Below are 19,479 nucleotides of genomic sequence, written 5' to 3' on the forward strand. Positions count from 1 at the left end.
GAGCTGCGACTTACGAAAACTTAGGAATAGACCATTGGAAGAGGTGTTAGTATGATAACTAAAAAACTACCGTTACATATAGACGATATTAAAAAAGCCCAAACCATTTTAGACAGAAATGCTCGTAAAACGCCACTAGTAAAATCTTTTTATTTGACTAGTAAAACAGGCGGAGAAATTCACTTGAAATTAGAAAATATGCAATTAACGGGTTCTTTTAAATTTCGTGGTGCGTTTAATAAAATGTCACAGTTGACAGATCAAGAAAAAGAGCGAGGAGTAATCGCCTGTTCGGCAGGTAATCATGCACAAGGTATTGCTTTATCTGCTCATTTACTTGGCATTAAGAGTAAAATTGTAATGCCAATTTCTGCGCCTTTAGCGAAAGTTGAGGCTACTAGAGGATATGGATCAGAAGTTGTTTTATACGGTGAAACTTTTGATGATGCGAAGGCAAAATGTGAGGAGATTATAAGAGAAACAGGTGAAACATATTTACATCCATATGATGATGTAGAGGTAATGGCTGGTCAAGGTACAATTGGTTTGGACATTCTTGATGATATGTGGGATGTTGATACTGTCATTATACCAATTGGTGGAGGTGGCATTATTTCTGGTATTGCTGTAGCATTGAAATCTTTTAATCCATCCATTAATATAATTGGTGTCCAAGCAGAAAATGTTCATGGGATGAAGGCATCTTATGACAAAGGCACGATTGTAGAACATTATGAGGCACCTACTATTGCAGATGGTTGCGCAGTTAAAATACCAGGCGATTTAACTTTTGAAGTTGTAAAAGAATTAGTAGATGATATTGTAACAGTGTCAGAAGGTGAATTAGAAGTAGCGATGAAAGACTTATTACAACGTGGAAAAGCTGTTGTAGAAGGTGCTGGTGCATTAGCTACTGCTGCACTACTTGCAGGGAAAGTGGATCCATATATTAAAGGGAAAAAGGTAGTCGCGGTTATATCTGGTGGAAACGTAGACTTGCAGCGCATTTCGAGTGTTTGTGAGCAATTTTTTGTAGCCAATGAAGTGAAATAGTATTTAAAAAACATAAGTTTTATGGAAGAAGAGCTAAGACAACTAATCTTAGTTCTTACTTTTTGTCTACCGTATATTGAATTATTATATGTAATCGTCTATTTTCAAAGATAACTCAAATAATTATATCAATATTGTCGAAACGGAAACATAAATTTAATATAATAGTTTTAACGTGCTAATGAGCGGTTAGGAGGGCAGGTCATGAATAAAGAAGAACAGGTCATGAACGGTTTCAGGGAATTATATAATAAGATGGTTTGGCTTAATAAGGATAAAATGGAAGAAGGTCTTAAAGGTTTTAAGTCTTCTGAAGTACATTGTATTGAATACATTGAAAACAATTCCGATTCTAACGTGACACAACTTGCAGAGGCTTTTTATGTGACTCGCGGTGCAATAAGTAGAATGACTAAGAAGCTCATAAACAAAGGCCTTATCGAAAGTTACCAGAAATCAGAGAATAAAAAAGAAATCTATTTTAGGCTTACTGAACAAGGGAAAGAAATATATAAAATTCACGAGGAGTTGCACAATGAGTTTCAACAGCGGGATAAAGCTGTATTTGAGCAAGTAACCGAGGCAGAGTTCGACAGTATTATTAACTTCGTGGAAAAGTATAGTAGGCATTTGGATGCAGAAATAAAGAAACAAGGTATACATATTAAGTCGTAAATTTGCCTGTTAATGCGAGATATATTTAAATAATAAAAAGGTAGCCTATTCACGGTAAGGCTACCTTTTTATTATTTTATTTTTGTTGACTAATCAACAAAACAGAGTTATTATTTTTGTTGACAAAGCAACAAAATGTTCTGAGGGGAGAAATTAAATGTCTATTTTTAAATCAAAAAATGAAACTGAAAAAAACATAGATAAACATGCTTTAATATTCGGCCTTATTTCTGTATTTTTGTGTGGAATAGGTTTCAGTATCATTATGCCTGTAGTGCCATTCTTAGTGCAGCCTTATATAAGTAGTGCGGAAGAACAGGCTCTAGTTGTTACGCTACTGACCTCTGTTTATGCGGTCTGCGTGTTTTTCGCTGCTCCTGCACTCGGAGCTTTGAGCGATAAATATGGCCGTCGTCCATTACTTTTAATATGCCTTTTCGGTTCTGCAATCGGGTACTTAGTTTTTGGTATAGGAGGGGCTTTATGGGTACTATTTGCTGGACGTATAGTAGAAGGAATAACAGGCGGGAGCATCAGTACAATTTTTGCATATTTTGCAGATATCATTCCCTCAGAACAGAGAACGAAGTATTTTGGGTGGGTGAGTGCAGTGGTAGGTGCAGGAACCATTATCGGACCAACTCTTGGGGGATTACTTGCAAAGTTTGGTCATTCTGTACCTTTATATTTCGGAGCACTTATAACTTTATTAAATGTTTTATATGGGATGAAATATATGCCTGAGAGTCTTGACAAAAATAATAGGTTAAAAGAAATTACTTTTGTAAGGTTAAATCCTTTTGCGCAGCTGGCAAACATACTTTCCATGAAAAACTTAAAATGGTTACTTGTCTCAGCGCTTTTACTTTGGATACCTAACGGACCTTTACAAGCAATTTTTACACAATTTACGATGGATACTTTTAGCTGGAAACCTGCACTAATCGGACTTATGTTTTCAATTATGGGCTTTCAAGATATCATTTCACAAGCTTTTATAATGCCAAAGCTTTTGAGCAAGCTTAGTGATAAACAAATAGCTATGCTTGGAATGGTTTCGGAGATTATTGGCTACAGTTTTATTGCAGCATCTGCTTTATTTTCCTTATATCCTCTTCTAATCGTTGGGATGTTACTGTTTGGTTTTGGTGACTCAATTTTCGGGCCTTCATTCAATGGGATGCTTTCAAAGTCTGTCGATTCTAGTGAACAAGGAAGGATTCAAGGTGGTGGCCAATCTATTCAAGCTTTGGCAAGAATGATTGGTCCAATTATGGGAGGACAAATCTATGTATCACTTGGTCATGCTGCACCTGCTTTTATGGGGATGATTCTTATAGTAGTTGCAATAGCAGTTTTGTATAGGGGCACGCATGCAACTGTATAAACTATCTGCACTATTATGGTCTTTCTTTATATAAGAATGTCTCTATTGGAATCTTTCCTGAATGAATTGTATAACAGATAAATATAAGAACAAATAATAGGGTGTCAGAACTTAGGAACAAGTACTGGCACCCTATTTGTTTACGGATTGAGAGCTAAGAGAAATTAAGAATGTATTCTGTAATGATCTCATGGTGAAGGTTAAATAGAACTATCAATAATTAAAGTTAGCTTTTTTGAAAGTAAAAAGATAGGTAAATGACTAGATAGTTTCATTATACTTGTGTTGAAGTAAATAATGACTCCATTTTTACTTTGCTCTTCTCTCGAATTTCAGCATCTGCGTGTCTCATAACATATTTATGCGCTATAGCAATTGCTAAAACATCATCTAATAAGCCAATCCCAATAATAGCAGCTATATCTGGAATAAAATCGATTGCTAATACGTAATAAGATAAAGCGGCTAATATTATGAATTTGGCTTTAGTAGGTAACCCTTTTTTTCTCATTGTGTAGTATAAAATAATACTTTCATATACGCTAGATTTACCGAGGTTTGCTGAGCTTTTCTTGAATTTTTTCCAAAGTGTCTGTTTCTCCATATAAAAACTCCTTTTACAAAAAAATAGATTTTTTAAAAGGATAGACAAAGAAGAGAGGGTATAATCAATTTTATTGTTTTTCTTATTGTATATTTCCACAAAAATAGGGAATTACCTGTTCAAAATAATATAATGTCGATTATGCAACGATTCATAGTGTTCCGTTACTTAGTATATGTTCGCTCCAAGTAATGTACTACGAAGATTAAGTTTGGTGGTAGTACGTATGAAGGTGTTACTAAATTTATATGACAAGCTACCATAGCTTATACGATTAAGCAGAATTTACGAGGGGAAATACATAGCAAGGAGTACTGTAGAAAATGGAAATTCCGCGAAAACTACAGGAAGCAAAACAACACTAGTGAAACCAACCGATAATTTGGCTGATGTTGAAGTGAAAACAATAAGGATATGAAAACCTGTACACAAGCTTCCATCGATGAATTATGACGATAAGGTGTTAAGAAGTAGTCGCCTATGGTGATGGCTTTTTTATTTTCTCAGATGAAGCCGATGAGTTTGAGTTTTAGAATTTTATCGTGGTATTATTTATGTAACAAGGGGATGTTGTAAGAAAAAAATACAATTTGAGGGGAAGATGAGAATGGGGATTTATAACTATGAAGCGAAAGAGGATTTGCAAGTAGGGGAAGTTTGTTTAGAACGAGATATTTATGAAATTATTAATTTTTACAAGAAAGGGTCAATAGTTTTATGTGATTCAGTATCTCGTTTCAGTGCGAATTCAGACAGAATGTTTGAAGTGATAAATAGGATAGAAACATATATGCATAAAAATGAAGACTATACATATCAAGTTTCGGATAGGCCCAATTTGATTTATATAGTTGAACAGGTAAGATAAGGAAAGCATTCATAACGGATGCTTTTTTCTTTGTTATATAGAAAGTACAAATTAAACGTGAATTTGGACAAAATGGACATTTAGATTCAAATTATTTGTGATATGTATAGTAAAATATATGCGGATGATTTAGTTATTATTATGCATTTTATAATCGGTATGGGGGAAGAAAAATGAAGATAATAGAATTACCAATTGAATTCGAATTTAACGGGGCAAAACAATGTATTTATCCGAGCTTAATTATAATAAACAATGAATTAACTTTAGTGGATACGGGTTATATCAATTTTTTACCTTTAATTGAAGATATAATTTTAAAACATGGGTATGAGATGAAAAACTTAAAAAATATAATTATTACTCATTATGATGACGATCATATAGGCTCTTTATACGATTTCAAAGTGAAATATCCTCAAATTAATATTATTGCGAGTGAAATTGAATCAAACTATATAAATGGTGAAATAAAATCAGAAAGATTAGTTCAAGCTGAAAGCATGTTAGAATGTATGCCGATTGAAGAGAAAGAATTTGGTGAGTGGTTTATACAACAATTAAAAAATATAAGACATATTTCTGTCGATGAAAAAGTATGTAATGGTCAAATGATTTTGAATGATGAATGTCAAATAGTAGCGACGCCAGGACATACTTCGGGGCATATTTCATTATATTTTCCGAATTTAAACTGTGTAATTACAGGGGATGCGGCTGTTCAAAATAATCGTGAATTAGTAATAGCTAATCCAAATTTTTGTTTAAATATAGAAAAAGCAGAAGCGTCTTTAAAGAGAATTAAAAACCTTAAAGCAGCAAGTTATTATTGTTATCATGGAGGAAAACTCATTATATAAAATATATATATAAACCGATCTTTCTTATATCGAAAAGATCGGTTTTTTAATTCATAGATTCTGCAATTCTAATTAATTCATTAAAAATGTTTTTATAAGAAAAAAGCCAAGTCTTTAAAAGAGCTGGCTTCATGAATTCATCATGTGAATGAGCTTATCACCATCAATTAACTTAATATTTTTATTCACAGCATATTGCTTGCGTTTTTGTTGGAATTATTCAGTAGTTTAGTCGTCACAAATATCCTCAGCTGTTAAAACCCCAAATATATCTTCATATACAGGGCTAGTATCCACATAGGAGGAAGAACGCATGCTCTCGTAACTAGAAAAAGTTACTCTAATTTCTACAGAGAAATTTAATTCATCTTCAATTCGTTGAGCACATGTTTGATAGTTCTCCCTAATCTCTTGTAGACAGTTTACAATATCTTCTCCATATATTGGATGATTTATAATTATACGTAGTTGTCTGTTGTTTTCTGGTTGCTCATTTAGGAAATAAGCGCTATCCAATTTAATATCTTCGCCAGTGATAGAAGAAGATACAATTTCTTCTATCACTGTAGCCAAAGTCTCATCACGCATTTTTTCTATTTTACTAATAATCCCGAGCTTTTTAGATGCATTACGTATCAACTTATTTTCTTTTTGATTATGCTGATGAATGAGTTGTTCCAGGTCGTCCAAAAAACATAGTAACTCCATGTGGTTATCTATCATTATGTAACCCCCTCTTTTTAAATATAGTGAGATGCAGAGGGAAATATTCGCGAAAAATGAATTGATACTAGCAATTGACAACCTATTGTGAGCATACACTGATAGGGCTAGAAGCCGCTAACAGAAGCATGTCCAAGAAAGAGTGGTTGAGTGGTAAACACAAACTTAGGAGGAAAAAGAATTTATAGAAAACATATTATTATGCTCATTGTTATTTGAATAAGAAATGCTAATTACATATTATGAGGATGGTTATTTGCTCAAAGGATATATGACTGTGATTGATATAGATCCGTTAAATAGTGCTTTAATCTGTACAGATGTTTTTTACCACAGGGTTGCACTTGTTTTTTTGATATTATTACTAGTAAAAAAGCCGAATCTTAGGATGTGCACCCCAATTGTTAGACACAAACAACAATTGGAGGTGTACTTTTTTATAGTTAAATTCTCACTAGAAGTAAAAGTAAAGGTAGTAAAAAAATATTCAGATGAAGGTGACGGAGTGAAAAGACTTGCGGGATCCATAAAGGTTCATCCGAGTGTACTCCAGCAGTGGATTAAACAATATAATGCGGTAGGTGAAAAACGCTATAGAAGATATCCCCTGGATTATAAACTGGATGTAATTAATTATATGGATAGACAAGGGACATATATTAGAGAAACAGGGGCTATTTTTAATATCCCATCTTATGGAACGGTTCGTAGGTGGAAGGAAGCATATGATTTAAAAGGCGTGGATTCCCTACATGAAAAGAAGAGAGGGCGTCCAACTATGAAAAATACAAATACAATAGAAAAATTAAGAAGTACATTTTGTCTCCGGCTAATATGAAAGGGTTATTAAAATCGGAAAGAAAACAAGAAGAATTTGTCCAACTAGTACACGATGAATATAAAAAAAGAAGGTAAGAATTTTTTTTATTTTTCATATTTGGCGAAACAAATGGTACAATGAAGGCTAATGTGAAAAATAAGGAAAAGAAGTGGTCTATTTGAAAAACTTTTTAGAATTAGGAATTAGTGAAACTTTTAATCATACATTACGTGAAAATGGAATTACAGAAGCAACACCGATTCAGGAGAAGGCAATTCCTGTTATTATGTCAGGTAAAGACATTATTGGTCAGGCGAAAACAGGGACGGGTAAAACGTTAGCATTCGTGTTACCGATTTTAGAAAAAATCGATCCAGAGTCTAGTGATGTTCAGGCTTTAATTGTTGCGCCAACAAGGGAACTAGCACTGCAAATTACAACTGAAATTAAAAAAATGCTTGTTCAAAGAGAAGATATTAATGTACTAGCGATTTATGGCGGACAAGATGTAGCACAACAATTGAGAAAATTAAAAGGCAATACACATATTGTTGTTGCGACACCAGGACGATTATTAGATCATATACGACGTGAAACAATTGATTTAAGTAATCTGTCAACGATTGTACTAGATGAAGCGGATCAAATGCTTTATTTCGGTTTCTTATATGATATTGAAGATATTTTAGATGAGACACCTGGTAGTAAACAAACGATGTTATTCTCAGCAACGATGCCAAAAGATATTAAAAAATTGGCGAAGCGTTATATGGATGAGCCGCAAATGATTCAAGTAGAAAGTGAAGAAGTAACGGTAAATACAATTGAGCAGCGTGTCATTGAGACGACAGATCGTGCAAAGCCAGATGCACTTCGTTTTGTTATGGATCGTGATCAGCCATTTTTAGCTGTTATTTTCTGTCGTACAAAGGTTAGAGCAAGTAAGCTTTATGATAATTTAAAAGGACTAGGTTATAATTGTGCTGAACTTCATGGTGATATACCTCAAGCGAAACGTGAGAGAGTCATGAAGAGTTTCCGCGAAGCTAAAATTCAGTACTTAATTGCAACGGATGTAGCAGCTCGTGGACTTGATGTAGATGGTGTAACGCATGTATTTAACTTTGATATCCCTGAAGATGTAGAAAGTTATATTCACCGCATTGGCCGAACAGGACGTGCAGGTGGATCAGGTATTGCAATTACGTTCGTTGCAGCGAAAGATGAAAAGCATTTAGAAGAAATTGAAAAAACGCTTGGTGCACCATTGCAAAGAGAAATAATCGAACAACCGAAGATAAAACGTGTAGATGAAAATGGAAAACCGGTACCAAAGCCGGCTCCAAAGAAATCAGATCAATATCGTCAAAGAGATAGCCGTGAAGGTTCAAGAAGTGGTTCAAAAGGTGGCCCAAGAAATAGCTCGAGAAATGATAACAATCGATCATTTAATAAGCCAAGTAATAAGAAAAGTAATACAAAACAAGGTCAGCAAAGACGTGGCCGTTAAATAGTTATAATTGTAAAAGAGTCGCAAAATATTGCGGCTCTTTTTTTGTTTGTATACAACAAGGATGATGGCAAGAAAAAACAAAAATTTCATTCACCGTATTTAAAAGTTACAAAAAAAATTTATAGTCCAAAACCATTAGAACAAGTGTATTACTACCATGTCGCAATTCAAGAACAAGTGCAACTTACGTATGAACAATATTTAATCGGAAAAAATCGAGAGAAAGTAATTCGTACTAACCCCCCCTGATGATGATACGGATTATGAAAAAAATCAATTGGTATAACGATACGAAAACATCTTTTGTAAACGAAGAATTGGACGATGGGGTGAAAGAAATTCGTAACACATTCAAATGGTACGGGAATGTTATGCTGCAGCAAAAAGAGAACGGAACTTATTATGTCTACTATTTAGGCATAACACTTTTGTTGAAAGAAAAGGTATTGAAGCGAGCGAATATTTTTATTACACATTCCGCAATTATCGAAATGGAACAAGAGAAGTTTATGAAGGATTTAACTCGTATTGGCGTACGATTGTTGAAAATCTGAAAACTACTTTGTTTGTTTTGTTTGATGGGAAACTCGAGAAGCACAACTGCCATCCTAATTGGGAAATTGCTTACTATGACGATGAAGGTAATGTAGTGTGAAGTTAACAGAAGGGATAGTATACGAAATAAGAAAAAAGGACTAGCAGTCGTATCTGCCGTCCTTTAATAGGAGAAAAAGTAATCTTGTTTAGAACTACGCATAAACAGAACATCTGCTTGTAATTAGTTTTACCCTAAATATACGTGTCTATACAAAAAAAGGGATAAGTAAAAAATACTTATCCCCGGAAGGGAAATCCAAAGCACCAAAATGGCTCGTATTGGTCTGCAGGTTCAAAAGTAGTATATGTAAAACGAAAAATCTCATACAAAAAGCAGACAACGATTTTGGTTGTCTGCCAGTGTGTTCAATGAGTTAGCTAATTGTGATAATTTGCATCCCCATTATGAGAAGAGTGAAGCTGCTAGTTCAAACAGCTTGTTGGTATTATTATCGATTTCTTAAAAAATATACAGAGAAAGCAGATAAGTGAAGAACCTACCTGCTTCTGTTGTAACAAAAGAAAGAAGTATTAGCCGTGGACACGGCGGCTTGAAAATAGTATGTATTTTTATTTGAAAAATATTCAAGGGGTGGAGAAACATGGGGTGTTTAATAAAAGGGGGTTGTGAAATTAATCAGCTAATTAGTAAAACAAAAGAGAAAAACAATGAGCAAATATAACAATAAAAAGGTAAATGTTCAAAAGAGCGATGAGTATAAGGTAAAACAAAATAGTTATATTAAAGCTTGATTTTCATGAAAAATAAAGCACACATATAAGTGTGCTCTTATGAACGCTTTAGATTAGTATGACTAGATAGTCACCATACAATAAAATATGCTTGTTTGATATAAATGTGTGTTAAATCTATAACATATATTTTGGGGTGTATAAGGAATATTAAATGTTAATTAGCCAAGCATATTGTTTTTATTAACGAATTTGTGCAACTGTTAAAGCGGCAGAACGAATATCTACTGTACCAATTACTTCAACCGGTACAATTTGAATTAAATCACCAGGATTTAAGTTTATTAGAATGATACCGCTGGATACATCTACTTGACCAGTGCCAATGATATTAGAACGGACTGCGGTTCCAGATCCTGCAATAATATTAGTTGATGAGTTTAGTGTCAAGAAAAAGCGCGCTGCTTCCGGGGCTACTGGAACATTATCGAGGCTGATTGTTAATGTATAACTGATTTGATAAATACCAGCTACTTGAATTCTAATACCAGTTCCTGTACTAATTGTATCATTGATTACAGGGACAGTAATGTTTGGATTTGGGCCCGTACTAGGTAGTAGTAGTGGCGTGAATAGTGTTGCAAATTGAGGTGAAGTAGCATTAAAAGCAAAACCGAGAGCTGGTAGAGTACTGGGGGCTTGTGCGCCACAATTAAAGTTTGTGAGCTTACGACTAGATGAGCGCATATTTTCACTCCTTTCTTTCATTTAGATTGCGTGAGTAATAACCTCACGTTTTGGACAAGTACAATACAATATATGGAAATTGTAGTGAATAGTGCAGAGAGCTACTGTAATGAATAAAACTACCTGCCTGTTGTACAAAGGAAATACTACGCTTACAGAAATAGTTTGTAACCTAAAGTTGAAAAAATAGTATGAACAGAGTTAAAAATGTTATTTAGAAATGAAAGAAAACATAATAAAAAAGAGCACGCTTATAAGCATGCTCTTTGACAAGAGAGGTAGATTTTTATGAGTGGATTCCTCCATACAATAAAATATGCTTGTCCGGTTAAAAGGCTTAATAAAATAGTTATTTTGGAGAAAGGAAGAATGAATAAAGAACGAATCGAAACTGTTGAGGAATTACTTGAGGATATGAAGGAATGCTCTTTGAATGGAACATCTTTAAAGGTGATTTTAATCTCGTATCTTCATTGATTGAAGAAATGAAGCGTATAACAAAATAAAAATTTCATTTTGTAGAAAAGGGGAATGGATATGTGTACTTATTGGGAAAATGCAGTTAAAGAATTCTTCAAGAAGCAAGAGCAGGAACGAAATAAAAGAGCAGCTAGCAAAAGCTAACTGCTCAATACAAGGAGATACAGAGAAGACTACTTTAAATGAATGTTGGCATACAGCCTACATACAGTATTGACCGAATATTTATTTTAAATCCAATTTATTTTAGGAGTTTTTTCTTTGTTTGAAAGTTCGAAAAGATATACAATAATTTTCTGACTATTAAATTGGGAGGGATACAAATGAAAAATGAAACGTTACATATTCAAGAAGATATTATTGAAATGCTTGATTCATTATTAAGACCGGCAGAACCATTTTGGAATGAATTTTATAAGAATAGAGAAAAGGATGTTCCGTTTTTTGAAAATGTTCCAGATGAGAACCTAGTTTCGTATATACAAAAAAAGCGGGTTTCAAAAGGAAAAGTACTAGAACTTGGATGTGGTCCGGGTAGAAATGCAATTTATCTAGCAAATGAAGGGTTTGATGTAACAGCAGTAGATTTATCTATAGAAGGCATTAATTGGGCGAAAGAGAGGGCGTTAGCAAAAGGAATAGAAATTGAATTTATTTGTGATTCGATTTTTAATTTAGAGGGTCAAAATGATTTTGATTTTGTATACGATTCGGGCTGTTTACATCATATTCCACCACATAGAAGGATACATTATGTGGATTTAATTAAAAACTCATTGAAATCGGGTGGTTATTTTGGAGTAACATGTTTTGCAGCAGGCGATCTAGATGAGAGAAATGGATCAGAATTAACAGATTGGGACGTATATAGAGGATGGAGTCTACAAGGTGGTCTTGCATATTCTGAAGAAAAATTAAAAGAGATATTTAAAGAATTTGAAGTGATTGAAATTAGAAAAATGAAACAGATTGAACAACCAAATACTATGTTTGGAGAATCATTTCTTTGGACAGCATTATTTAAGAAGAAATAAATAAGTAGATAATTGACAAACTCATCGTTTTTATAGACAATATATTTATAAGAATATACGTTCGGTTTTTGTTGGCTGATGTATGTTTCGCATAAATACATAACAAGGGGTTGTCTTTATATGAGTAACACAAATCAAAAAATCACTACGTTTTTAATGTTTGAAGGTAAAGCTGAGGAGGCGATGAATTTTTACACGTCGCTATTCGATCAATCAGAAATTGTAAGTATCTCTCGCTATGATGAAAATGGACCTGGTAAAGAGGGTTCTGTCATTCATGCAACTTTTACGTTAAATGGCCAAGAATTCATGTGCATTGATAGTTATGTAAAGCATGGTTTTACATTTACACCAGCTATGTCTCTTTATGTAACTTGTGATACAGAAGAAGAAATTGAAACTGTCTTTCATAAACTAGCGCAGGATGGAGCAATCCTTATGCCTTTAGGTGCGTATCCGTTTAGCAAAAAATTTGGGTGGTTAAATGATAAGTATGGTGTGTCTTGGCAGTTAACGCTTGCTGAATAAAAATTAAAAAAGAAAAACGTAACCTATTTATAGTTACGCTTTTCTTTTTAAGCATTTTGCTGGCCGAATCTTTTCCAAAGTTTAGCTAACAATTCAGGCTGATCCCCTTGGCTCATTATAACTTAAACAAAGGTAAGTTGATTCTTATTAAAACTCATTTTTGTTAAGACCGCTGTTAACTCTATTTCATTGTCTGCTTTAAATGCTTGCTTTTTTTCTGATCCGAATAGGCTTACTAGTTTTGTGTAATCAAGAGAGACTTTCCCTATGTGAGAAAGAAACTTTGGAAAGAAATGTTTTGGTCAAGAAGGTTTTGCTTGATTACTACGGGTGGTTCGCCGATAGGTGTAGTAAGAAATATATTGAAAATCAAGGGAAAGATGAGGTGTAGAAAATGTTAAAATCATACAAATATCGTATCTATCCAAATAAAGAACAACAAATATTTTTATTAAAAACATTTGGATGTGTTCGGTTTGTATACAACAAGATGCTTGCAGATAGAATCAAATCATATCATATCAAGAATCACAGGATAAACTTGATAAATCTGTTACATATCCTACGCCTGCACAATATAAGGCTGAATTTCCATTCCTAAAGGAAGTGGATAGTCTTGCGTTGGCGAATGCTCAAATGAATTTGAATAAAGCATACGCTAACTTTTTCCGGGATAAATCTGCTGGATTCCCGAAGTTCAAAAGTAAGAAAGATAACCATCGTAGTTATACAACAAATAACCAAAAAGGCACGGTTTACATCGAGGGTGGTTATATCAAGCTGCCAAAAATAAAGACCTTGGTAAAGATTAAACAGCACAGACAATTCTTTGGATTAATTAAGTCTACTACAGTGTCTCAAACACCTACTGGCAAATACTTTGTATCGGTTTTAGTAGAAGAAAATGAGCAATTGTTTCCTAAAGTCGATATAAAAGTTGGTATTGATGTTGGACTAAAAGACTTTGCAATATTGTCTAATGGCAAGAAATATGAGAACCCTAAATGGTTGAGAAAAGCCGAAAGAAGATTAGCTTTTCTGCAGCGCTCTTTGTCGCGTAAAAAGAAAGGTTCAAACAATAGAAACAAGGCCAGATTACAAGTTGCAAGACTTCATGAGAAGATTGCGAATCAACGCAATGATTTTCTTCACAAGATAAGCAATGAAATCACAAACGAAAACCAAGTAATTGTGATTGAGGACTTGAAAGTGAAGAAAATGCAAAAGAATCACAAATTAACAAAAGCAATCAGTGAAGTATCTTGGGCTAAATTCAGAGTGTACCTTGACTATAAAGCAATATGGAAAGGTCGTGATTTGATAATCGCACCTAAGAATTATGCGAGTAGCCAATTATGTTCTTGTTGTGGTTTTAAAAATAAGGAAGTCAAGAATCTAAACCTTAGAGAGTGGACTTGCCCTGAATGCAATAGCCATCATGACAGAGATGTAAACGCAAGTATAAACTTACTAAAATTAGCCATGTAATTGGTATTTTCTTTAGGGGTAGGTACTACCCTTATAGCTTGGTAAATATAGGTAGCTAATAAAAGTATCTACTTCCCAAGAAGCTCCCACTTCAAACAGTCTGCAAGGACCTTAAGTGGTGAGTAGTTCACTTCATTACAATTGCCAATCCATTCAAATTTTTCATGTGCTATCACATCATCTAAAAAAGCTAAATTATAATCACCAGGAACACCAAATATATGCTCAATTCCTAATTCGCTTAGTCGATCTAATAAATATGTACTTACAGTATATTGCGATTTCAAATGAATCCTCTCCTAATTGTGCATTGAATATTTCAATAAACTAAAGAACTTCTAATGTGTTCGTTAAAATATTCAATACTAGATTGTGGTATAATTTACATACAGGGGGAAAGTAGATGACACAACATAAAGAAGAACAGATGAATGAAGCATTAGCATTATTTTACTTTGCATATAAAACATTTACTGAAAAGCCAGATGAAATTATAAAAGAGTATGGCATACAACGAGTACATCACCGAATTTTATTTTTTATCGCACGATTTCCAGGGATAAGTGTAAATGAGTTATTATCACTGCTAGAAATAAGTAAACAAGCTCTTCACGGACCACTACGACAACTTGTGGAAAAGGGCTTAATTGAGAGTAATGAAGCTACACATGATCGCCGTGTGAAACAGTTATCTTTAACAGAAATAGGTGTAGATTTAGAGAAAAAACTGAGCGATGTTCAAAGACAACAAATGAGTGTTATTTTTTCAAAATTTGGTGAATCGTGTGAAGAAAATTGGCATCAAGTTATGAATGAAATGGCAAATAGTCGATCAGGTTTTGATGCTTGGATATCAAAACGAGAAGTTGTAATCGATCAAAAATAATAAGAAATATATCTGTATTTATAGTTTGAAAAAGAACAAATTTTATCCATACATTTGGCAACTATGAATTGGTCATAGAGTGAATGGATAAAAAGATACATTACTAGATACTTTATACGTGTACGCAATGGAACAATAAAATTCACATTTCCGAGAGGGGAATTATTATGATAAAACTTGTACTTATTCGTCACGGACAAAGTTTATGGAATCTTGAAAACCGATTTACTGGTTGGACAGATGTAGATTTATCAGAGAATGGACTAAGTGAGGCAAGAGAAGCAGGAGCAATATTAAAGAAAAACGGATATACTTTTGATGTTGCTTATACATCTGTATTAAAACGAGCAATCCGGACGTTATGGATTGTACTTCATGAGATGGATCTTGCTTGGGTCCCAGTACATAAATCTTGGAAGCTAAATGAAAGACATTATGGTGCATTGCAAGGGTTGAATAAAGATGAAACTGCGAAAAAGTATGGTGAGGAGCAAGTTCATATTTGGAGAAGAAGTATTGATGTAAGACCACCTGCTCTTACAGAGGATGATCCTAGATATGAAATGAATGATCCAAAATATAAAGCACTTAAAAAAGGTGAGTTTCCATTGACTGAATGTTTAGTGGATACGGAGAAAAGAGTACTTGATTATTGGCATTCAGAAATTGCGCCGTCATTAAAAAGTGGTGAAAAGGTAATTATTTCATCACACGGTAATACGATTCGTTCGCTAGTGAAATACTTAGATAACCTTTCAAGCGATGGTGTTGTTTCATTAAATATTCCAACGAGCATTCCATTCGTTTATGAATTAGACGATGATTTACATCCGATTCGTCATTATTACTTAAGTATGGACGGAGAAGTACCAGAAGGGGAAATTCCGAAACATATTACTTTTTAACATGAAAATTTGAAACGCATGCTTGTCTACATATACAATGTAGATTCATGATAAAAGACGTGGCACCTTCTAATGTATATGCGATATTGCTAAATTTAGAAGCTTGTCCACGTCTTTTGTCATAAAGAGGGCTGCTTGTGCATGTAATGATATCGTGAGTAGTTTTTGAATGGAGGGTGATGTCATTGGTGATCTCTAACATTCGAATCGGCTTATTTATTTTAGCAATCGTTTTTTTCGTTCTTGTGTTCTATTACTGGAGAAACGAAGAGTTGTACGAGGAGAAAAAGCAACGTATTAGAAAGACTTGGTATGGATTGTTTATAATATCAGTCACCGTGTATTTCATGATAAAAGGAATTGATTTAACCCTCTGGAAAAACCTTTTAATGTTCACTGCAATGGTTATTTTCGTTGATATCGCATTTATTTTAACACCTAATATTTCAGAAATATGGGGAGCGAAATTTAGCGATATTGGCAAAACAGTTCAATCGATAAAACGTTCATTAATTGCTTCTAAAGCAAGAGGAGAAATATATACAACAATTATTCAAAATGTCAATCCAGCAATGTTCGGTACAATGGAATGGCATACGGAAGAGGAATATACAAAAAGCCTAAACGCATTTTTAGATTCGTATGGAGAAAAGATTGGAGCGAAAATTGTTGTATTTGAAGCGGCAAAGGAATTAAATACTAACTTTCGCGGTATCCGTTCTCAATTTAGTATTATCGTTCCGTTAGAACACATTGAGCAATTGAATGAGCAGAAAGCGGTACAAGTAGAAAATGTCGGAATTATACCAGCAAAAACTGTGAGTGATGTTTTCATTGTTATTGATGGGAAGAAAAATAACCTGCAAGATCGAGATTTTGAAAATGTATATAATTTAACAATACATCATAGTTATTTTAGTAAATAAGGACAGGATTTTCTTCTGTCCTTTTCACTTATACATAAAGGTAAAGCGAATTTAGACAAACTTGTATAAAATCGGACAATCATTCCTACACTAGCACGTAGAGGTGATTGTAGTGATAAAAGATTATGACAATGATTTTTTTAAAGAAGATAATGAAGATACAACAGATTTCTCGTTAATAAAAGGAGATACATTACAGCAAGTAGAAGAGTTAGAAGAAGAATTAAAAAGAAAATGATACTTGTACACGCTGTCTACATTTGCGATATAATATAAATAGAAGATTGTATCTTTTTGAAAAGGGGGAGAAGAGATGGCTGAAGTAAATGTACAAAAGTCTTCATTTTTTAAAGAAAAAAAAGAAGAACCAAATACAGATTTCTCTCTTGTGAAAGGTGCATTAACGGAAAATATAAATCGTTTAGAGAAACTGATGAATAATGGTACTTCAAAATATATGAGAGCAAAAAAAACGAAAGAAAATGCATAGTGCATTTTCTTTCGTTTTTTTATACGATTAAATATTTAAAGGGTGGATTTTAAAGGATGAAATAGAAAGGGAAAGTAACGAATCATGGTATAATGATAGCAGACTTACATATTATTTTGTCATTTTGAGAGGAGCTTAAAAATGTATTCTACTTTAGAACAATTAACAAAGCACCCTGTATTTTATCATTTTGCAGAGATTTCAAAGATTCCTAGAGGATCTGGTAATGAAAAGGAAATTAGTGATTATTTAGTTGGTTTTGCAAAAGAGCGTAACTTAGAAGTGATTCAAGATGAAGCAATGAATGTCATTATTAAAAAAGACGCAACTACTGGCTATGAAAATGTACCAGCTATTATCATTCAAGGCCATATGGATATGGTATGTGAAAAAAATCAAGCAACCGTACATGATTTTGAAAAAGATCCAATTGAATTACGAATCATTGGGGACATGTTATATGCAAATCAAACGACTTTAGGTGCTGATAATGGAATTGCAGTTGCGTATGCAATGGCTTTACTAGATGCATCAGACATTTCGCATCCAGCACTTGAAGTAGTTATTACTACTGAAGAAGAAACGACAATGGGCGGGGCTTTCGCTGTTGATGCAAATCACTTTGAAGGAAAGATTTTTATTAATATCGATTCTGAAGAAGATCATAAATTACTTGTAAGTAGCGCAGGTGGTGCGAAAGCTGTAGAAACAATTCCAGTAATATGGGATGAAGCGCCAGTGAATACGATTGCATACCGTCTATATGTTGGTGGTTTAAAAGGCGGACATTCTGGTATGGAAATTGATAAACAACGCGGTAATGCGAACAAAGTATTAGGACGAGTATTACGAGATTTATCAGCAAATATCCAATTTGATATAAGTGAGATTCACGGCGGATTAAAAACAAATGCAATTCCACGTGAAAGTGTAGCTACTATTGTATTACGTACAGAAGATGTAGAGAAAGTAGAAGAAAAACTAGAATCATGGACAAGAGTATTTCAAGAAGAAATGCGTGCTGTTGATCCAGATGTTCATGTAACTCTTACAAAGTTGGATGAGAAAGTAGAAAAAGTATTTGCTAAAGAGACACAAAAGCAACTTATTTCATCATTATTCTTAATTCCGAACGGTATTCAAAGTATGAGCTTGGATATTAAAGGTTTAGTAGAAAGCTCAACAAATTTAGGCGTTATTGAAACGTTGCAAGATGAAATTAAATTACGTAACGAAGTGAGAAGTTCTGTCAGTAGTTTAAAACAACATGTTGCAGATGAGATTAAATGTATTGCCGAATTAGTTGGTGCAACATTTGAAATAGAGTCAGAGTATCCAGAATGGCCATACAATCCGAATTCACAAATTCGTAATTTGTTTGAAAAAGTGCATCAAGAAAAATACAACAAGGATGCCGAAATCTTCGCTGTACATGCAGGTATTGAATGTAGTGCATTCGTTCAAAAGATGCCTGACTTAGATGCGATTGCATTTGGTCCAGACATTTTTAACGTTCATACACCAGATGAACATATTAGTATTTCTTCTGTTGTGAATAATTGGGGATTCTTCGTTGATGTAATGAAGGGTACGAAAGAATTAGCTAAATAATATGGATGAAATGAAAAGTAGCCTATAAAACTTTATAGGCTACTTTTTTGTATTGATCTTTATTAGAAATTCTTTTTTACGTTAGTATTTAATTTTCACTTTTATTTCTAGAGGAGATTGTACCAAAAACTGCTCCGGATATTGCACCGATTAAAGTCATAAAAATTGCACTCCATGCTGCAAATGACATTATTACACCTCCAAATAATGAATTATTGCTTCTTAGCCTTTTGAATAGAAATGATAATTGCGACAACTATTAAGAAAATAAGAGGAGACCAAGAAAAGAAAGACATGTAATATTCTCCTTCCAATATTAATTTTAAACCTTTATATAAATAAATTATCGCATGTTTAAAGAATGAACATATAGAATATGCAATATTGCATATCGCATTGTAGGGCATAAAGAAGTGAAAACGGTTCGTGAATAAAAATGCTAATTTATAAAGAAAGTAAGGATTTTTTCTAACCTTAAAAAGGGCAGACAATCAAAAAGCTCCTCTACCTTATATAGAGTAGAGAAGCTTTTAAAATAGTTTTTGTCTAATAACAATAGCATCCAATATTTACTGGTGAGATAAACGTAAA

General features: G+C 33.6%; 18 protein-coding genes and 6 pseudogenes. 19 read left to right on the top strand and 5 right to left on the bottom strand.

The window, feature by feature from the left end:
* Positions 1 to 51: 51 nt before the first annotated feature.
* The 3 genes from tdcB (at position 52) to J0835_RS11915 (ending at position 3,115) form a co-directional block, all read left to right on the top strand.
* On the top strand, positions 52 to 1,053 hold the full coding sequence (tdcB, locus tag J0835_RS11905; protein ID WP_087980431.1) for a bifunctional threonine ammonia-lyase/L-serine ammonia-lyase TdcB: 1,002 nt from the start codon (positions 52 to 54) through the stop codon (positions 1,051 to 1,053).
* A 204-nt stretch (positions 1,054 to 1,257) separates the two neighbouring features.
* Complete coding sequence (locus tag J0835_RS11910) at positions 1,258 to 1,728, top strand: MarR family transcriptional regulator (protein WP_064474147.1); 471 nt, start codon at positions 1,258 to 1,260, stop codon at positions 1,726 to 1,728.
* A 157-nt stretch (positions 1,729 to 1,885) separates the two neighbouring features.
* Positions 1,886 to 3,115, top strand: a complete 1,230-nt coding sequence (locus tag J0835_RS11915) for an MFS transporter (protein ID WP_087980432.1) — start codon at positions 1,886 to 1,888, stop codon at positions 3,113 to 3,115.
* 274 nt (positions 3,116 to 3,389) lie between these two features.
* Here the strand turns inward: J0835_RS11915 and J0835_RS11920 are convergent, their stop codons facing one another.
* Complete coding sequence (locus J0835_RS11920; RefSeq protein ID WP_087980433.1) at positions 3,390 to 3,719, bottom strand: YkvA family protein; 330 nt, start codon at positions 3,717 to 3,719, stop codon at positions 3,390 to 3,392.
* Between the two features lie 607 nt (positions 3,720 to 4,326).
* On the opposite strand from J0835_RS11920, the gene J0835_RS11925 reads away from it, so the two are divergent.
* Both J0835_RS11925 and J0835_RS11930 read left to right on the top strand, forming a co-directional pair.
* Complete coding sequence (locus J0835_RS11925; protein ID WP_140386752.1) at positions 4,327 to 4,587, top strand: hypothetical protein; 261 nt, start codon at positions 4,327 to 4,329, stop codon at positions 4,585 to 4,587.
* 173 nt (positions 4,588 to 4,760) lie between these two features.
* Entirely contained in the window at positions 4,761 to 5,447 is a 687-nt protein-coding gene (locus J0835_RS11930; protein WP_087980435.1) for an MBL fold metallo-hydrolase, read from the top strand.
* 228 nt (positions 5,448 to 5,675) lie between these two features.
* On the opposite strand, the gene J0835_RS11935 is transcribed toward J0835_RS11930, so the two are convergent.
* Positions 5,676 to 6,170 carry a hypothetical protein gene (locus tag J0835_RS11935; protein WP_087980436.1) on the bottom strand — a complete coding sequence of 165 codons (495 nt, stop codon included), beginning with the start codon at positions 6,168 to 6,170 and terminating at the stop codon, positions 5,676 to 5,678.
* A 169-nt stretch (positions 6,171 to 6,339) separates the two neighbouring features.
* Between J0835_RS11935 and J0835_RS11940 the strand changes: the two are divergent.
* The 4 genes and pseudogenes from J0835_RS11940 to J0835_RS11955 form a co-directional block, all read left to right on the top strand.
* Positions 6,340 to 6,543: pseudogene (locus tag J0835_RS11940) on the top strand (YolD-like family protein); the annotation flags it as partial.
* A 66-nt stretch (positions 6,544 to 6,609) separates the two neighbouring features.
* A pseudogene (locus tag J0835_RS11945) lies at positions 6,610 to 6,978 on the top strand (helix-turn-helix domain-containing protein); the annotation flags it as partial.
* A 181-nt stretch (positions 6,979 to 7,159) separates the two neighbouring features.
* On the top strand, positions 7,160 to 8,500 hold the full coding sequence (locus tag J0835_RS11950; RefSeq protein ID WP_087980437.1) for a DEAD/DEAH box helicase: 1,341 nt from the start codon (positions 7,160 to 7,162) through the stop codon (positions 8,498 to 8,500).
* Between the two features lie 266 nt (positions 8,501 to 8,766).
* Positions 8,767 to 9,057, top strand: a complete 291-nt coding sequence (locus J0835_RS11955) for a hypothetical protein (RefSeq protein ID WP_242250070.1) — start codon at positions 8,767 to 8,769, stop codon at positions 9,055 to 9,057.
* A 979-nt stretch (positions 9,058 to 10,036) separates the two neighbouring features.
* Here J0835_RS11955 and exsF read toward each other — a convergent pair.
* A complete protein-coding gene (exsF, locus tag J0835_RS11960; protein WP_087980438.1) occupies positions 10,037 to 10,540 on the bottom strand; it encodes an exosporium protein ExsF in 504 nt (167 codons plus the stop codon).
* An 803-nt stretch (positions 10,541 to 11,343) separates the two neighbouring features.
* Here exsF and J0835_RS11965 point away from each other — a divergent pair.
* Complete coding sequence (locus J0835_RS11965) at positions 11,344 to 12,054, top strand: class I SAM-dependent methyltransferase (RefSeq protein ID WP_087980439.1); 711 nt, start codon at positions 11,344 to 11,346, stop codon at positions 12,052 to 12,054.
* Positions 12,055 to 12,174: 120 nt separating this feature from the next.
* A complete protein-coding gene (locus tag J0835_RS11970) occupies positions 12,175 to 12,582 on the top strand; it encodes a VOC family protein (RefSeq protein ID WP_087980440.1) in 408 nt (135 codons plus the stop codon).
* A gap of 47 nt (positions 12,583 to 12,629) precedes the next feature.
* Here the strand turns inward: J0835_RS11970 and J0835_RS11975 are convergent.
* Positions 12,630 to 12,833: pseudogene (locus J0835_RS11975) on the bottom strand (indolepyruvate decarboxylase); the annotation flags it as partial.
* Here J0835_RS11975 and J0835_RS11980 point away from each other — a divergent pair.
* Positions 12,828 to 12,973, top strand: a pseudogene (locus J0835_RS11980) (transposase); the annotation flags it as partial. The pseudogenes J0835_RS11975 and J0835_RS11980 overlap by 6 nt on opposite strands.
* 3 nt (positions 12,974 to 12,976) lie before the next feature.
* Positions 12,977 to 14,070 (top strand): annotated as a pseudogene (tnpB, locus tag J0835_RS11985) (IS200/IS605 family element RNA-guided endonuclease TnpB).
* Between the two features lie 125 nt (positions 14,071 to 14,195).
* Here tnpB and J0835_RS11990 read toward each other — a convergent pair.
* A pseudogene (locus J0835_RS11990) lies at positions 14,196 to 14,357 on the bottom strand (thiamine pyrophosphate-binding protein); the annotation flags it as partial.
* A gap of 116 nt (positions 14,358 to 14,473) precedes the next feature.
* Between J0835_RS11990 and J0835_RS11995 the strand changes: the two are divergent.
* The 6 genes from J0835_RS11995 to pepD all read left to right on the top strand — a co-directional run bounded on the left by J0835_RS11995 (position 14,474) and on the right by pepD (position 18,888).
* A complete protein-coding gene (locus tag J0835_RS11995) occupies positions 14,474 to 14,956 on the top strand; it encodes a MarR family winged helix-turn-helix transcriptional regulator (protein WP_000191899.1) in 483 nt (160 codons plus the stop codon).
* Positions 14,957 to 15,123: 167 nt separating this feature from the next.
* Complete coding sequence (gene gpmA, locus J0835_RS12000; protein ID WP_087980441.1) at positions 15,124 to 15,861, top strand: 2,3-diphosphoglycerate-dependent phosphoglycerate mutase; 738 nt, start codon at positions 15,124 to 15,126, stop codon at positions 15,859 to 15,861.
* Between the two features lie 188 nt (positions 15,862 to 16,049).
* The gene (locus J0835_RS12005; protein ID WP_140386792.1) at positions 16,050 to 16,787 is read left to right on the top strand and encodes a type II toxin-antitoxin system SpoIISA family toxin; all 738 of its coding nucleotides are present in this window, start codon (positions 16,050 to 16,052) and stop codon (positions 16,785 to 16,787) included.
* 112 nt (positions 16,788 to 16,899) lie between these two features.
* Positions 16,900 to 17,025, top strand: coding sequence for a hypothetical protein (locus J0835_RS12010; protein WP_000588712.1), 126 nt, complete (start codon positions 16,900 to 16,902; stop codon positions 17,023 to 17,025).
* 75 nt (positions 17,026 to 17,100) lie between these two features.
* Complete coding sequence (gene spoIISB / locus J0835_RS12015; RefSeq protein WP_000852619.1) at positions 17,101 to 17,277, top strand: stage II sporulation protein SB; 177 nt, start codon at positions 17,101 to 17,103, stop codon at positions 17,275 to 17,277.
* A 141-nt stretch (positions 17,278 to 17,418) separates the two neighbouring features.
* Positions 17,419 to 18,888 carry a beta-Ala-His dipeptidase gene (pepD, locus tag J0835_RS12020; RefSeq protein ID WP_087980443.1) on the top strand — a complete coding sequence of 490 codons (1,470 nt, stop codon included), beginning with the start codon at positions 17,419 to 17,421 and terminating at the stop codon, positions 18,886 to 18,888.
* Positions 18,889 to 19,479: the final 591 nt, after the last annotated feature.

The sequence above is a fragment of the Bacillus cereus group sp. Sample62 genome (genome assembly GCF_036851315.1).
Taxonomy (GTDB): domain Bacteria; phylum Bacillota; class Bacilli; order Bacillales; family Bacillaceae_G; genus Bacillus_A; species Bacillus_A wiedmannii.

Coding starts and splice junctions, on each gene's coding strand:
- tdcB (WP_087980431.1), top strand. CDS start 52: ATGATAACTAAAAAACTACCGTTACATATAGACGATATTAAAAAAGCC.
- J0835_RS11910 (WP_064474147.1), top strand. CDS start 1,258: ATGAATAAAGAAGAACAGGTCATGAACGGTTTCAGGGAATTATATAAT.
- J0835_RS11915 (WP_087980432.1), top strand. CDS start 1,886: ATGTCTATTTTTAAATCAAAAAATGAAACTGAAAAAAACATAGATAAA.
- J0835_RS11920 (WP_087980433.1), bottom strand. CDS start 3,719: ATGGAGAAACAGACACTTTGGAAAAAATTCAAGAAAAGCTCAGCAAAC.
- J0835_RS11925 (WP_140386752.1), top strand. CDS start 4,327: ATGGGGATTTATAACTATGAAGCGAAAGAGGATTTGCAAGTAGGGGAA.
- J0835_RS11930 (WP_087980435.1), top strand. CDS start 4,761: ATGAAGATAATAGAATTACCAATTGAATTCGAATTTAACGGGGCAAAA.
- J0835_RS11935 (WP_087980436.1), bottom strand. CDS start 6,170: ATGATAGATAACCACATGGAGTTACTATGTTTTTTGGACGACCTGGAA.
- J0835_RS11955 (WP_242250070.1), top strand. CDS start 8,767: ATGAAAAAAATCAATTGGTATAACGATACGAAAACATCTTTTGTAAAC.
- exsF (WP_087980438.1), bottom strand. CDS start 10,540: ATGCGCTCATCTAGTCGTAAGCTCACAAACTTTAATTGTGGCGCACAA.
- J0835_RS11965 (WP_087980439.1), top strand. CDS start 11,344: ATGAAAAATGAAACGTTACATATTCAAGAAGATATTATTGAAATGCTT.
- J0835_RS11970 (WP_087980440.1), top strand. CDS start 12,175: ATGAGTAACACAAATCAAAAAATCACTACGTTTTTAATGTTTGAAGGT.
- J0835_RS11995 (WP_000191899.1), top strand. CDS start 14,474: ATGACACAACATAAAGAAGAACAGATGAATGAAGCATTAGCATTATTT.
- gpmA (WP_087980441.1), top strand. CDS start 15,124: ATGATAAAACTTGTACTTATTCGTCACGGACAAAGTTTATGGAATCTT.
- spoIISB (WP_000852619.1), top strand. CDS start 17,101: ATGGCTGAAGTAAATGTACAAAAGTCTTCATTTTTTAAAGAAAAAAAA.
- pepD (WP_087980443.1), top strand. CDS start 17,419: ATGTATTCTACTTTAGAACAATTAACAAAGCACCCTGTATTTTATCAT.